This is a genomic window from Lactiplantibacillus sp. B652 (genome assembly GCF_023806745.1).
GTDB classification, from domain to species: Bacteria; Bacillota; Bacilli; order Lactobacillales; family Lactobacillaceae; genus Lactiplantibacillus; species Lactiplantibacillus pentosus.
In genome coordinates this window covers 45,502-60,688 of sequence record NZ_JAMSKY010000009.1, presented here as the reverse complement: position 1 = coordinate 60,688, position 15,187 = coordinate 45,502, and the positions used below count along the sequence as shown (strand labels likewise).

The window sequence follows — 15,187 nt, the reverse complement described above, 5'->3', positions numbered from 1 at the left end:
CGGGTCCGCGTTTTTGCATAATTTATGAGTATAAAATTAACGCGTATCGGCAGTAAAATTGGTGGAAAGCAGGCTTTATGGAAGATAAAGGTTAGTTTTTAATGGAGATTTACAGCCGTATTTCAGCCGTCAAAAGGCGGTTTCAGTGGCTTTTTTGAAATTAAATAGAATTTTTTTGAAAATAGGGTTTGCTATTTTAGGCTACCGTGCTATAATATTTCTTGTCGGAAAAATAGAACTTGTTTATCCATTAAAAAAGTATATTTATCCAATTAATTGAAAAAGTTGTTGACAACTATTCAACAAGATGATAAAGTTAAATAGTTGTCAAGGCATACCAGTAAGAACTGTTAGACCGGCAACGGGCATGGTTAATATCATGCGGGTGTGGCGGAACTGGCAGACGCGCTAGATTTAGGTTCTAGTGTCTTACGACGTGGGGGTTCAAATCCCTTCACCCGCACATGCCGACTTAGCTCAGTTGGCAGAGCATCTCACTAGTAATGAGGAGGTCGGAGGTTCGAATCCTCTAGTCGGCATTTACAATTGAATAGCTTTATTATGCGGAAGTAGTTCAGTGGTAGAACATCACCTTGCCATGGTGGGGGTCGCGGGTTCGAATCCCGTCTTCCGCTTTTAATTTGCCGGGGTGGCGGAATTGGCAGACGCACAGGACTTAAAATCCTGCGGTTAGTGATAACCGTACCGGTTCGATCCCGGTCCTCGGCATTTTAAATAAGCACCCATAGCGCAATTGGATAGAGTGTCTGACTACGAATCAGAAGGTTGTAGGTTCGACTCCTACTGGGTGCATTAGTATCGGGAAATAGCTCAGCTTGGTAGAGCACCTGGTTTGGGACCAGGGGGTCGCAGGTTCGAATCCTGTTTTCCCGATCGTTTAACACAGTCTTAGTGATTACTAAGGCTTTTTATTTAATTTTCTCGGGAAGTAGCTCAGCTTGGTAGAGCACTACGTTCGGGACGTAGGGGTCGCAGGTTCAAATCCTGTTTTCCCGATTACGGTTAAACCAACTAATCCAGTCATTTGACTGGATTTTTTTATGGCCACTTTTGACGTGTGGTGTACTGCTGTGTTGTGACTGGTGCTGAGGTGTGATCGCCCCATCATTTTGAAATGCCTTTTTCGAGTTGGCTCCGCCCAATGAATTGATGAGATTCACCAGTAGTGCGCCTTGCGTTAATTATTTGGCATTAAAGATGATTTAAACGTGCCTGTTGGTCGGTTTACTGTTCGTCTGCCGAGACGCGTTCTATTCCGACCTCCGGGGCCGGCTGACAACGCTGGAACAGGGCGGACATCGATTTGAACTCACGCAGAAACCCACTGCGCAATTTCAAATACGAGTCTTCTTCTAGCCCGGGAAATTCACCCGGACAAGAAGAATTTCGCCCTTGAGCATTGTCAGCCAGCCCCTACAGTCGGGAACCCGCTCGAATGGCAGATGAACGGCCACCTATCTAGGTACAATTGACCACTGAATATTAGGTTTCTGGTCCTTCAGGCAAGCTCTCAAACGGGATCAATGCTGAATTATGGCATCTAGTTACTGAAAAGATTACCTGAATGCGATTCACGAATCTCAATGTCAGCTAGTCTTGCGTTTAGTCGAATAAATTGTCTTCACTTATAATTCAAGACTTTGCTATCCCGGGTGATTAGAGGAAGTTTTGACAATCTCAGTGAAACCGCGTGTTCGAAGTCTTAAATCATGGGTCAGGATGCTTGGTTATTGTTAGAACCAGTCTGACAGTTTATTTCAACATTCCCGTATACTAAGGAACCAACAACTAATCTAACAAAAAAGTTGGGCCCGCCCACGTCCGCCTTTCGAATCATATCCAGGCTGGAAGGTGTTTCTGACAATGCTCAGTGGTGAAATTCCACTTAGCAAGCGTTCTTGGCTTGGTTAGTGGAAGACCAGTATTTAAGACGTGGTTTTTCGGCTTAAATCTGTGTCCACCACGTTCCAGCATTGTCAGAAATGCCTGTAAGCCGGTGTAGGACGCACACGATTCTGCAAATTTACGCCAACTCGTACTTGTTCCCAGCGGGTCTCAGCTGGCAGCTCCTGAATTTAGAGAATAGCATGATTTAATCATGATTCATGACGAACAATCTATATATGAAGTATCTGTTCAAAATGACGTTAAGCGTGGCCGGTCGTAAATAAACAAGTGGCGTATTAGTCGAAATTCAGGCGGACAACCTGTAGTATAGAAACTCAAGCTGTTGGATAAACGACGAGTCCCAGACAAAGTTGACCAAATTCAGACGCCAACACTTGACATATTTTAAATAGGTAGTTGAATGAATATGAAGGCCTAACAAAGTTAACGAATCAGGGTCGAAAATCCGGTCCAATCAATTGAAAGCAAGTGCTTGGCGTGCTATGCTGTAACAACCGTTAAGCACATACTGGGTCGCCAGTTGGGTGAAATTCTTTGCTTTTTTCCATTATCCTCGTATAATAAAAGTCAATATTAGTCAAAGATAATGAAAAGGGTGAAGCACATGCAAAGTCAAAATATCTCGGATATTATTGAAAAGTATTTAAAAAGTATTTTGGCGGACTCGGAGCATGTTGAAATTCGGCGTTCAGAAATTGCCGACCTTTTCAACGTGGTACCCTCACAGATTAATTATGTGATTAAAACGCGGTTTACGATCCAAAATGGTTACTTAGTTGAAAGTAAGCGTGGCGGTGGCGGTTATATTCGCATTGAAAAGGTTAATTTGGTCGATGATGCTGATGTGTTGGACGCCCTCATTCAAGTGATCGGCGATTCCATCACACAACGGGATGCCTACGCAGTTGTTCAGAGTCTGTATGAGGACGACGTTTTAAATCGTAGGGAAGCGCAGTTGATATTAGTGGCAATCGATCACGACACGTTAGGACTGACGGACCGAGACCTTGAAAATAGTCTCCGGGCTCGAATAATTATCGGGATTTTGAACCACTTGCGTTACGAAAGCTAAAGAAAGCGAGGAATCGCAATGGATAACTTATTTACACCTAGTGCCAAAAGTGTGCTAGTACTAGCACAGGAACAGGCCAAATATTTTAAGCATCAGGCAGTCGGTACGGAACATTTGTTATTAGCACTAGCCATCGAAAAGAACGGTATTGCTAATAAAGTCTTGCAACAGTACGCTGTGAGCGAAGATGACATCCGTGAAGAAATTGAACGGTTCACTGGCTACGGGACGTTGAGCAATATTGGCAAAGATACGTATTTGCCATATTCACCAAAGGCTAAGGAGATTTTATCCGTTGCTGGTGATGAGGCCAAACGGCTTGGCGCCAACAAGATTGGGACTGAACACCTCTTGTTAGCGATGCTCTCTGATGAAAGTATCCTCTCCTCGCGTATTTTGATGAATTTGAACTTAGATTTGAGTCAAACACGCAAAGTTGTTTTGCGTAAACTTGGTGTCAGTGATGCGATGAGTAAGCGTAAGGGCAGTGCGGCTAACCGTGGTGGTAAGAAGACGGAAGGCACACCGACCTTGGACTCCTTGGCGCGTGATTTGACACAGCTGGCGAGTGAACAGGAAATGGATCCAGTTGTGGGCCGTTCCAAAGAAGTTAAGCGGGTCATTCAAATCTTGTCACGGCGGACGAAGAACAATCCAGTCTTGATTGGTGAACCCGGCGTTGGTAAGACGGCGATCGCTGAAGGGCTGGCACAAAAGATCGTTGCTGGCGACGTACCGAATGACATGGCTGACAAACGGCTGATGATGCTTGATATGGGCTCACTAGTTGCCGGAACCAAGTATCGTGGTGAATTTGAAGACCGCTTAAAGAAAGTGATCGACGAAATCTACAACGATGGGCATGTCATCTTATTCATCGATGAATTGCATACCTTGATTGGTGCCGGTGGTGCTGAAGGGGCCATTGATGCTTCTAACATTTTGAAGCCAGCATTAGCACGAGGCGAACTCCAAACCATTGGGGCGACGACCTTAAACGAATATCAAAAGTACATTGAATCCGATGCCGCACTTGAACGGCGGTTTGCCACGGTCATGGTCAATGAACCGACTGAAGACGAAGCGGTTGAGATTCTCGATGGCTTGCGGCCACGGTATGAAGAACATCATCATGTGACAATTACTGATGAAGCCGTTAATCAAGCGGTGAAGTTGTCTAGTCGCTACATCAGTGATCGGTTCTTACCAGATAAGGCGATTGATTTGATGGATGAAGCGGCGGCGAAAGTCCGCATCGACCAGATGGATCAACCGACTAAGCTATCCAAGAACCAGGACAAGCTCGCGCAGTTACGTGAAGAAAAGGAAACGGCGATTGAAGCTCAGGACTTCGAACAAGCCGCGGATATTCGCAAGCAGGAAATGCAACTCAAGCAACGTTTGGATCGCATTGAAGCTGATGAAGAAGCACAAATCACTGAAGGCGACACACCGCACTATGACTTACAAGTGACCGGAGAAGATATTGCCCAAGTGGTTGCTGAATGGACGGGTGTCCCACTAACCCAATTGCAAAAATCCGAAAGCGAACGCTTAGTTAACTTGGAAAAGATTTTGCATGAACGGGTCGTCGGTCAACCAGAAGCCGTTTCTGCAGTAGCACGGGCCATTCGCCGGGCGCGGAGTGGATTGAAAGATCCAAGCCGGCCAATTGGTTCCTTCATGTTCCTTGGCCCGACTGGGGTTGGTAAGACCGAATTAGCGAAGGCCTTAGCTGCAGCCATGTTTGGGTCAGAGGACAACATGATTCGGATCGATATGTCTGAATACATGGAACGGTACTCGACCAGTCGTTTGATTGGGTCAGCACCCGGCTATGTCGGCTACGATGAAGGTGGTCAGTTAACTGAAAAGGTACGCCAGAAGCCATACTCAGTCGTGCTGTTTGATGAAGTTGAAAAGGCTCATCCAGACGTATTCAACATTCTGTTGCAAGTCTTGGATGATGGCTACTTGACTGATTCGAAAGGCCGCAAAGTCGACTTCCGAAACACGATTCTCATCATGACGTCGAACTTAGGGGCCACGACCTTGCGGGATGAAAAGTCCGTTGGGTTCGGTGCTACTGATAAGGCTAATGATTACAATGCAGTTGCGGCGACGATTCGTGCTACCTTGAAGCAGACGTTCCGGCCAGAATTCTTGAACCGGATCGATGAGACGATTGTCTTCCATTCATTGAATAAGGAAGAGTTACACGAAATCGTTAAGTTGATGTCACAAGAAATCGTGAACCGGGTTGCGCAACAGGGTATCAAGATCAAAATCACGCCAGCCGCCATTGATGTGGTTGCCAAGGCTGGGTTTGACCCTGAATACGGTGCACGGCCAATTCGCCGGGCATTGCAAACTGAGATTGAAGACCGGTTAAGTGAAGAATTATTAACGGGTGCGATCAAGGTCGATGACCAAGTCACGATTGGTGCCAGCAAAGGTGCCATCACCATTAATATTAAAAATCAACCGAAAACAGACGGTCGTTCGACGGTCTCATCAAAATAGGTGAATGATACAGTGGACGTTTGGAGCCGGGGTTGGCTTCAGGCGTCTTTTTTTGAGCGATGGAACCTGAATTGTTTCACAGCCCGGATTTCCGTAGCGCGTGAGTGTGGCCACTTAAAGCACCAACTGATGAAATTCCTGATGAAGTAGCCATGGCTATCCATGGCCGCTGGATTATCGGACTTCTTCGCGGGTCGGGATTAACGATCACGCCAATCCGAATGCATTCAGCGAGTTTTGCGGCTGGTGGTTCGCTACTGATTGGTGTAAATTATAATAGGAAATAAAAGATGAAAGAAGATGATGACATGACGACGCGAGCCGAACAAATGGCGAAGACGCACCAAGCAATTTTAGATACGGCACGGGAACTGTTCTTGAAGAACGGGTACGCTGCGACGAGTACGCGTGACATCGCCAATGCGATTGGAATCACTCAGCCGGCACTGTATCACCATTTTAAAGATAAGGAAGTTATTTTTCTAGCGGTGATTACAACGGTTGGCGCAGAAATTAAAGCTGGGATTGAGGAAATTCAGGCCCGCACGGATTGGTCACCACTCGAACAATTGACGGAAGTATCACTACTACTGACGCACAAGCATCCCGCCGATGTCTTTACGCTGATTCATTCCAGCTTCAAGGCTCTGAAACGGGACCATATACGCGAACTAGGTGGGATCTTTGCGACCGACTACGTAAAACCGATTCAAGCGGTCTTTGAACAGCCAGCTATGCAACTGCACGCTGGTGTGACCCCGCAGATGGCCGCTAGTTTTTATATCACTAGTTTGAGCCCACTGTTTAATACGTTCCATCGCATCGGTGATCCGCATGCCGATGAGCGGACCCGGGTCCAAACGTTGTTGAAGATGATCTTATATGGGGTTGCAGTTAAACCAGATGCGCAATGAGTGTCACGAGTTTCTGGGTTGACAACCTGGGTAAAAGGCTGTATATTATAACTTGTCTGTAACCGTGAACTCGAGCAATCGCGCAATCTATTGTCTGCGCGGCTCGCTAATATAAATCCAAAAATAGTCAACTTAAGCGACTATTTTTGGTTTTTTTATGCCTAAAATTCGGTCAAAAACGCATTTGTAACACAAATGTAACATTTGACTGAAGGTGGGCCGGGTTCCGGAATAATAAGAAGGGGTGAACAACTTGGCCGGACATTTAGTAAAATACGGTAAACACCGTACCCGTAGAAGTTATGCACGTATCAAGGAAGTTCTTGATTTGCCTAACTTGATCGAAATCCAGACCGATTCCTACCAATGGTTCTTGGATGAAGGTCTCCGGGAAATGTTTGAAGATATTATGCCGATCGACGATTTCGCAGGAAAACTTTCACTTGAATTTGTCGACTATCAATTATTAGAACCAAAGTACACCGTCGAAGAAGCTCGTGAACATGATGCCAACTATTCGGCACCATTGCACGTTACCCTACGTTTGACTAACCACGAAACTGGTGAAATCAAGTCGCAAGACGTATTCTTCGGTGATTTTCCATTAATGACTGAACAAGGGACGTTTATTATCAACGGTGCCGAACGGGTCATTGTTTCACAATTGGTTCGTTCACCCGGCGTTTACTTTAATGAAGAATTAGATAAGAATGGGCGTCCTAGCTACGGCACCACGGTTATTCCTAACCGAGGCGCTTGGTTAGAACTTGAAACTGACGCTAAGAATGTTTCGTACGTGCGGATCGACCGGACACGGAAGATTCCATTGACTGAATTAGTACGGGCTTTAGGTTATGGCTCGGATGATGACATCATTGACATGTTAGGTGAAACTGACAGTTTGATGTTAACGTTGGAAAAGGATGTTCATAAGAACACTGACGACTCACGGGTCGAAGAATCTTTGAAGGACATCTACGAACGGCTACGTCCTGGCGAACCTAAGACCGCTGACAGTTCACGGAGCTTGTTAACGGCGCGGTTCTTTGATCCAAAGCGTTATGATTTCGCACCTGTTGGTCGTTACAAGGTCAACAAGAAGTTAAGCATGAAGACGCGTTTGATGGACCAAACCTTAGCTGAAACGTTGGCTGACCCAGATACTGGTGAAGTTATCGCGCAAAAGGATACGGTCATTGACAAGAACGTCATGGCGAAGTTAGCACCATACTTGGAACGTGACGACTTCAAGACGGTTACTTACACACCATCTGATGAAGCGGTTGTTACTAACCCAATGGTCTTACAAGTGGTTAAAGTTTATTCACAAAACGATCCTGAAAAGGTCGTTAACGTGATTGGTAATGGCAACATTGATTTGAAGTTCAAGCATATTTTGCCTGCTGATATCATTGCTTCTATTAACTACTTCTACAACTTGCAAGAAGGTCTTGGCTCAACTGATGATATTGATCACTTGGGTAACCGGCGGATTCGTTCCGTGGGTGAATTATTACAAAACCAATTCCGGATCGGGTTATCCCGGATGGAACGGGTTGTTCGTGAACGGATGTCAATTCAAGATGCTGCTACGGTAACACCACAACAATTGATCAACATTCGTCCAGTTGTGGCCTCAATCAAGGAATTCTTTGGGTCATCACAATTGTCACAATTCATGGACCAAACCAACCCATTAGGTGAATTAACGCATAAGCGGCGTTTATCGGCCTTAGGACCTGGTGGTTTGACTCGTGATCGTGCCGGTTATGAAGTTCGTGACGTGCACTATACCCACTACGGTCGGATGTGCCCAATCGAAACGCCTGAAGGCCCGAACATTGGGTTGATCAACAGTTTGTCTTCATATGCCAAAGTTAACCGTTACGGCTTCATCGAAACGCCATACCGGCGGGTTGATTGGACGACGCATAAGGTTACTGACAAGATCGACTACCTAGCAGCCGACGAAGAAGACCAATTCGTGATTGCACAAGCCAACTCACCGTTGAACGATGATGGTTCATTCGTTGAAGACACTGTTTTAGCTCGTAACAAGGAAGAAAACTTGGAAACGCCAATCGAAAATGTCGATTACATGGACGTTTCGCCTAAACAAGTGGTTGCCGTCGCAACGGCATGTATTCCTTTCTTGGAAAACGATGACTCGAACCGGGCCTTGATGGGTGCCAACATGCAACGGCAAGCTGTGCCATTGCTTGATCCACACGCCCCATTGATTGGGACTGGGATTGAATACAAAGCCGCCCATGACTCCGGGATCGCGTTGATTTGTCGTCATGAAGGGACCGTTGAATATGTCGATGCACGTGAAGTTCGTGTTCGTCGTGACGATGGTTCATTAGACACTTACAAGTTAATGAAGTTCCGTCGTTCAAACGGTGGTAAGAACTACAACCAACGTCCAATCGTTAAGGTTGGCGACCACGTGGATAACGATGAAGTCTTAGCCGATGGTCCAGCAATGGAAGGCGGGGAACTTGCCCTTGGACAAAACCCATTAGTTGCCTTCATGACTTGGAACGGTTACAACTTCGAAGATGCCATCATCATTAACGAACGGTTGGTCCGTGAAGATGTTTACACGTCGATCCATATTGAAGAATATGAATCAGAAGCGCGTGACACGAAGCTTGGACCTGAAGAAATGACCCGTGAAATTCCTAACGTTGGGGAAGACGCTTTGAAGAACCTCGACGAAGATGGGATTATCCGGATTGGTGCCGAAGTTAAAGACGGCGACATCTTAGTTGGTAAGGTAACGCCAAAAGGGGTTACTGAATTATCAGCTGAAGAACGGCTCCTACATGCCATCTTTGGTGAAAAGGCGCGTGAAGTTCGTGATACGTCATTGCGGGTTCCTCATGGTGGCGGCGGTATCATCCAGGATGTTAAGATCTTTACTCGTGAAAACGGGGATGAATTATCACCTGGTGTTAACATGATGGTTCGGGTCTACATCGCGCAAAAGCGGAAGATCCAAGTTGGTGACAAGATGGCCGGCCGGCATGGGAACAAAGGGACCGTTTCAATCGTGGTTCCTGAAGAAGATATGCCGTACATGCCAGATGGTACCCCAATCGATATCATGTTGAGTCCCATGGGTGTGCCTTCCCGTATGAACATCGGGCAAGTGCTCGAATTGCATTTGGGAATGGCTGCTCGTAAATTAGGGATCCACATGGCAACGCCTGTTTTTGATGGTGCTCAAGATAAAGATATCTGGGACGCTGTTCGTGAAGCCGGTGTTGATTCAGACGCCAAGTCGATCGTTTATGATGGTCGGACTGGTGAACCGTTTGATAAGCGGGTCGCTGTTGGGGTCATGCACTATATGAAGCTTAGTCACATGGTTGACGATAAGATCCATGCTCGTTCAATCGGACCTTACTCTCTGGTTACGCAACAACCACTTGGTGGGAAAGCGCAATTTGGGGGCCAACGGTTTGGTGAAATGGAAGTTTGGGCCTTGGAAGCATATGGTGCTGCTTACACCTTGCAAGAAATCTTGACTTACAAGTCAGATGACGTGGTTGGTCGGGTTAAGACTTACGAAGCCATCGTTAAGGGCGAACCAATTCCTAAGCCAGGCGTACCGGAATCATTCCGTGTGTTGGTCAAGGAATTACAAGCACTTGGTCTGGACATGAAGGTCTTAGATTCTAACGATAAAGAAATCGAGCTACGTGACATGGACGACGATGACGATGATGTCGTTAACGTTGATGCCCTTAGCAAGTTTAAACAACAACAAGATGAGAAGGCCGCTGAAAAGGCGAAAGCTGACGCAGCCGCAAAGCCTTCCGAAACAACCAACGCTCAGCAAGATAATCAATAAAAAGGGAGGTCGGTCCTTTGATCGATGTCAACAAGTTTGAAAGCATGCAGATCGGTCTGGCATCACCAGACAAGATCCGTAGCTGGTCATATGGCGAAGTCAAAAAGCCAGAAACCATTAACTACCGGACATTGAAACCTGAAAAAGACGGTCTGTTTGACGAACGGATTTTCGGTCCTACTAAGGATTGGGAATGTGCTTGTGGTAAATACAAACGGATCCGTTATAAGGGTATTGTCTGTGACCGTTGTGGTGTCGAAGTGACACGTAGTAAAGTCCGTCGTGAACGGATGGGTCATATCGAACTTGCCGCACCAGTGACACACATCTGGTACTTTAAAGGAATTCCTAGCCGGATGGGCTTAGTCTTGGACATGAGTCCCCGTGCACTTGAAGAAATCATTTACTTCGCTTCATACGTCGTTATCGAATCTGGTAACACGCCACTTGAAAAGAAGCAATTGCTTTCTGAACGTGAATACCGTGAGAAGAAGGCGCAATATGGCAACGAATTTGAAGCTGCTATGGGTGCCGAAGCCATCAAACGGTTACTCAATGACGTGGATCTTGAAAAAGAAGCCCGTGATTTGAAGGAAACTTTGAAGGATGCTTCTGGTCAAAAACGGACACGTGCCGTTCGTCGGCTTGATATCATCGAGGCGTTCGTGACATCTGGTAACGAACCTGCTTGGATGGTAATGGATGCAATTCCGGTCATTCCACCGGACTTGCGGCCAATGGTTCAATTGGAAGGTGGCCGTTTCGCCACTTCTGACTTGAACGACTTGTACCGGCGGGTCATCAACCGTAACAACCGGTTGAAGCGCCTGTTGGACTTAAATGCACCTGGGATTATCGTGCAAAACGAAAAGCGGATGTTACAAGAAGCCGTTGATGCGTTGATCGATAACGGTCGTCGTGGCCGTCCAGTTGCTGGTCCTGGTAACCGGCCATTGAAGTCTCTTTCACACATGTTGAAAGGGAAGCAAGGGCGGTTCCGTCAAAACTTACTTGGTAAGCGTGTCGACTACTCTGGTCGTTCGGTTATCGATGTTGGGCCTTTCTTGAAGATGAACCAAATGGGCTTACCACGTCAAATGGCGTTGGAATTGTTCAAGCCGTTCATTATGAAAGAATTGGTTAAACGTGAATTAGCTTCTAACATTAAGAACGCTAAGCGTAAGATCGAACATGCTGACGACGATGTCTGGGGCGTGTTGGAAGACGTTATCAAGGAGCATCCGGTACTGTTGAACCGGGCCCCTACGCTTCACCGTTTAGGGATTCAAGCGTTTGAACCCGTCTTAGTTAGTGGTAAAGCGATGCGGTTACACCCATTAGCTTGTGAAGCCTACAACGCCGATTTTGATGGTGACCAAATGGCCATTCACGTGCCGCTTTCAGACGAAGCTCAAGCTGAAGCACGGCTCTTAATGTTAGCTGCCCACCATATTTTGGCACCTAAGGACGGGAAGCCCGTTGTTACGCCATCACAAGATATGGTTATCGGTAACTACTACTTGACTACTGAAGAAATCGGTCGTGAAGGCGAAGGCATGATTTTCAAAGACTTGAATGAAGCTCAAAAGGCTTACCAATCTGGTTATGTGCACTTACACAGCCGGGTCGGAATTCAAGTTTCATCAATGCCTGACAAGCCATTTACCGACGAACAGAAGCAAGCCGTCTTAGTGACGACAGTTGGGAAAGCCATCTTCAACGATATCTTGCCTGGTAAGTTCCCTTACTTGAACGAACCAACCAACGATAACTTGATTGCTGGTACACCTGACAAGTACTTCTTGAAGCCTGGTGAAGATATTCATCAATTCTTGGATGCACAGGAAATTATTCCACCATTCAAGAAGGGCTTCTTGGCTGACATTATCGCCGAAGTTTACAAGCAATATCATGTGACTGCAACGTCACTCTTGCTTGACCGGATGAAGGACTTAGGTTACAACATTTCAACTAAGTCTGGTTTGACGGTTGGGGTTGCCGACATTACTGGTTTACCAGAAAAGCCAGAAATCGTCGCTGAAGCCCATAAGCAAGTTAATACGATTTCGAAGCAGTTCCGTCGTGGTTTAATTACTGACGACGAACGTTATGAACGGGTCATTGGTGTCTGGAACGACGCTAAGGACCAAATCCAACAAAAACTGATTGAAAGTTTCAACGCGGATAACCCAATCTTCATGATGAGTGATTCCGGTGCGCGTGGTAACATTTCAAACTTTACTCAGTTGGCTGGGATGCGTGGTTTGATGGCTGCCCCTAACGGTAAGATCATGGAATTGCCAATCCTTTCTAACTTCCGTGAAGGTTTGTCTGTCTTGGAAATGTTCATTTCAACCCACGGTGCTCGTAAAGGGATGACCGATACGGCCTTGAAGACTGCCAACTCAGGTTACCTGACTCGGCGTCTGGTTGATGTGGCCCAAGATGTTATCGTTCGTGAAAAGGATTGTGGCACTGACCGTGGTTTGCGGATTCACGCAATCATGGAAGGTAACGAAGTCATCGAACCATTGTATGACCGGATTTTAGGTCGTTACACGATGAAGACGGTCTTCGATCCTGAAACGCATGATGAAATTGTCGGTAACAACGTCTTGATCGATGAAGACTTAGCTCATAAAATCGTTGATGCTGGTGTTACGGAAGTTACGATCCGTTCTGCATTTACTTGCAACACGAAGCACGGGGTTTGTGAACATTGCTACGGCCGTAACATGGCTACTGGTGATGAAGTTGAAGTCGGTGAAGCTGTTGGGACAGTTGCCGCACAGTCTATCGGTGAACCTGGTACTCAATTGACCATGCGGAACTTCCATACCGGTGGTGTTGCCGGGGACGATATTACCCAAGGGTTGCCTCGTGTGCAAGAAATTGTGGAATCACGGAATCCTAAAGGGCGTGCCGAAATCTCAGAAGTTACTGGGACAGTTGAATTGATTGAAGAAAACCCAGCGGAACGGACCAAGGAAGTCACAGTTAAGGGTGAAACCGATACTCGGACTTACACGTTGCCGTTAACTGCACGGATGGCGGTTAGTGAAGGCGACTTTATTCACCGTGGTGCACCGTTGAACATTGGGTCAATTGATCCTAAGCAATTAATTCAAGTGCGTGATGTTTTATCAACTGAAAACTACTTGCTCCGTGAAGTTCAAAAGGTTTACCGGATGCAAGGGGTTGAAATCGGTGATAAGCACGTTGAAATCATGATTCGGCAAATGTTACGTAAAGTTCGGGTCATGGATCCGGGCGATACCGACGTCTTGCCTGGTACGTTGATGGATATTGCAGACTTCAAGGACGAGAACTACAAGACCTTGATTGCCGGTGGTATTCCTGCAACGTCACGGCCAGTTATTCTTGGGATTACCAAGGCCGCTCTTGAAACGAACAGTTTCTTGTCAGCTGCTTCATTCCAGGAAACGACGCGTGTCTTAACTGATGCTGCTATTCGTGGTAAGAACGATCCACTGATCGGTCTGAAAGAAAATGTTATCATCGGTAAGATTATTCCTGCTGGTACTGGTATGCCGGTTTACCGTCATATCAAGCCTAAGGAAGTTGGCAACGTTGCTGATGGGGTTTACTCAATCAGTGATCTTGAAAAACAAATGCAAGAACAGGATGCTAGCAAGTAATTGCTAACTGTTCCCGAAAAGGGCGGCCATGATGGTCGTCCTTTTTGTCTGGGCTAAATTATGGGGCGTGCTGGGTTGTGGTGCCGGTGTCGATTGATGGCTGTAGCTGGATTTGGGATGCGACACTTTTCCGCGTGAGGTCCAATCGCCGTCGAGCACGCTTCAGTGTTATCAGCTGACCGGTCGCTGAAATCGGACAAGAACCTGCAGTGACTGTCGAGCCATAAGTGATTTGGTGTCACTAATTGTGTGAGGCGTTTTGACTAATTGGTAGGCATTTCAACCGACACACATACCGCGGTAATCACCAGACGGGTTTCAGATTTAAGTTGGACCGACCAGCTGTGTCACCAGAATAAAGCCCCAGCTGATAAACGGAACGAACGGCAGGCGTCGCTTAGATGAGCCAAGAATAAAAAAGACAAGGGCAGCAGTTGAGGCTAAGGCCAAACTGGTGAGAATCGCGTTCGCCGTGGCTAAGCAACCTAACATCAATAAGACATCAACGTCTCCCAATCCAAATGTCGGCGTCAAGCGGGCGAGCAGGTAGAGTGTGACGATCAGCACGAGCAAAATATAAAAGCCGATGTCGAGGTTGGGGCGTTGCTGCCAGAGACCAAGCGCTGCTGGTGTAATGAGCGTCAACGGATAGACGTCGTAGTTCAGGTAATCAGTCAGACTATTGAAAATTAAGACTAGGTAGCCGATAATAAGGGGCAGTGCAGTCGTGAGTGGGCCGGTGCTCGTCGCAACCAAGACGCCACACAACCCTTCAACTAGACTAGATTGTAGTGGAATCGGCTGCTGGCAGTCATGACAACGTCCGCGTTGCAAGAGAACGCCTAGTAGTGGGATGAGTTGCCAAGCACGCAACTGGTGTCGACAATTAGGGCAAATCGAACGTTGCGTCCCCCAGACGGGTTGATTACTGGATAGTCGTTCGGCGGTGCAGACGATAAAAGACCCTAAGCACAGACCGAGTATGAAATGGAACAGGGTTAACATGATAAAACCACCTTTCATATGAGTAGTTACGTAAAACGCTCGCAAACTATTTTTCTGCAACATTTATTGACAACTTCGGGATGTCATGATAGTCTAGTAAAGGTGCTTTTTGCAGACAGATTCCTGTATCAGGAATACAGACATGCTGACTGGTCGGCTAAGCGCACAATAACCATGATTCGGGTTTTTCTTTTTACTCAAAAAAGAACCACCTGGATGTGTGGAC

At 46.6% G+C, this 15,187-nt stretch carries 6 protein-coding genes and 7 tRNA genes; 12 read left to right on the top strand and 1 reads right to left on the bottom strand.

Translation table 11 applies throughout. The features are described from left to right. The first annotated feature begins 381 nt into the window (after positions 1-381). The 12 genes from MZO40_RS11565 to rpoC all read left to right on the top strand — a co-directional run bounded on the left by MZO40_RS11565 (position 382) and on the right by rpoC (position 13,956). Positions 382-463 (top strand) — tRNA-Leu (locus MZO40_RS11565). Positions 464-466: 3 nt separating this feature from the next. After that, positions 467-539: transfer RNA gene (locus MZO40_RS11560), tRNA-Thr, on the top strand. Positions 540-563: 24 nt separating this feature from the next. Further along, a tRNA-Gly gene (locus MZO40_RS11555) sits at positions 564-635 on the top strand. Between the two features lie 8 nt (positions 636-643). Continuing rightward, positions 644-729: transfer RNA gene (locus tag MZO40_RS11550), tRNA-Leu, on the top strand. 10 nt (positions 730-739) lie between these two features. Further along, positions 740-813: transfer RNA gene (locus MZO40_RS11545), tRNA-Arg, on the top strand. 7 nt (positions 814-820) lie between these two features. After that, a tRNA-Pro gene (locus MZO40_RS11540) sits at positions 821-894 on the top strand. A 49-nt stretch (positions 895-943) separates the two neighbouring features. Next, positions 944-1,017 (top strand) — tRNA-Pro (locus MZO40_RS11535). Positions 1,018-2,533: 1,516 nt separating this feature from the next. Continuing rightward, on the top strand, positions 2,534-3,001 hold the full coding sequence (locus MZO40_RS11530; RefSeq protein ID WP_003638050.1) for a CtsR family transcriptional regulator: 468 nt from the start codon (positions 2,534-2,536) through the stop codon (positions 2,999-3,001). A gap of 18 nt (positions 3,002-3,019) precedes the next feature. After that, on the top strand, positions 3,020-5,524 hold the full coding sequence (locus MZO40_RS11525; protein WP_050338981.1) for an ATP-dependent Clp protease ATP-binding subunit: 2,505 nt from the start codon (positions 3,020-3,022) through the stop codon (positions 5,522-5,524). Positions 5,525-5,832: 308 nt separating this feature from the next. Then, positions 5,833-6,438 carry a TetR/AcrR family transcriptional regulator gene (locus tag MZO40_RS11520; RefSeq protein WP_105961734.1) on the top strand — a complete coding sequence of 202 codons (606 nt, stop codon included), beginning with the start codon at positions 5,833-5,835 and terminating at the stop codon, positions 6,436-6,438. Between the two features lie 244 nt (positions 6,439-6,682). After that, complete coding sequence (locus tag MZO40_RS11515) at positions 6,683-10,297, top strand: DNA-directed RNA polymerase subunit beta (protein WP_050338980.1); 3,615 nt, start codon at positions 6,683-6,685, stop codon at positions 10,295-10,297. A gap of 17 nt (positions 10,298-10,314) precedes the next feature. Next, on the top strand, positions 10,315-13,956 hold the full coding sequence (gene rpoC, locus MZO40_RS11510) for a DNA-directed RNA polymerase subunit beta' (protein WP_056952222.1): 3,642 nt from the start codon (positions 10,315-10,317) through the stop codon (positions 13,954-13,956). A gap of 324 nt (positions 13,957-14,280) precedes the next feature. Here rpoC and MZO40_RS11505 read toward each other — a convergent pair whose 3' ends face one another. Further along, entirely contained in the window at positions 14,281-14,961 is a 681-nt protein-coding gene (locus MZO40_RS11505; protein ID WP_105920551.1) for an A24 family peptidase, read from the bottom strand. Positions 14,962-15,187: the final 226 nt, after the last annotated feature.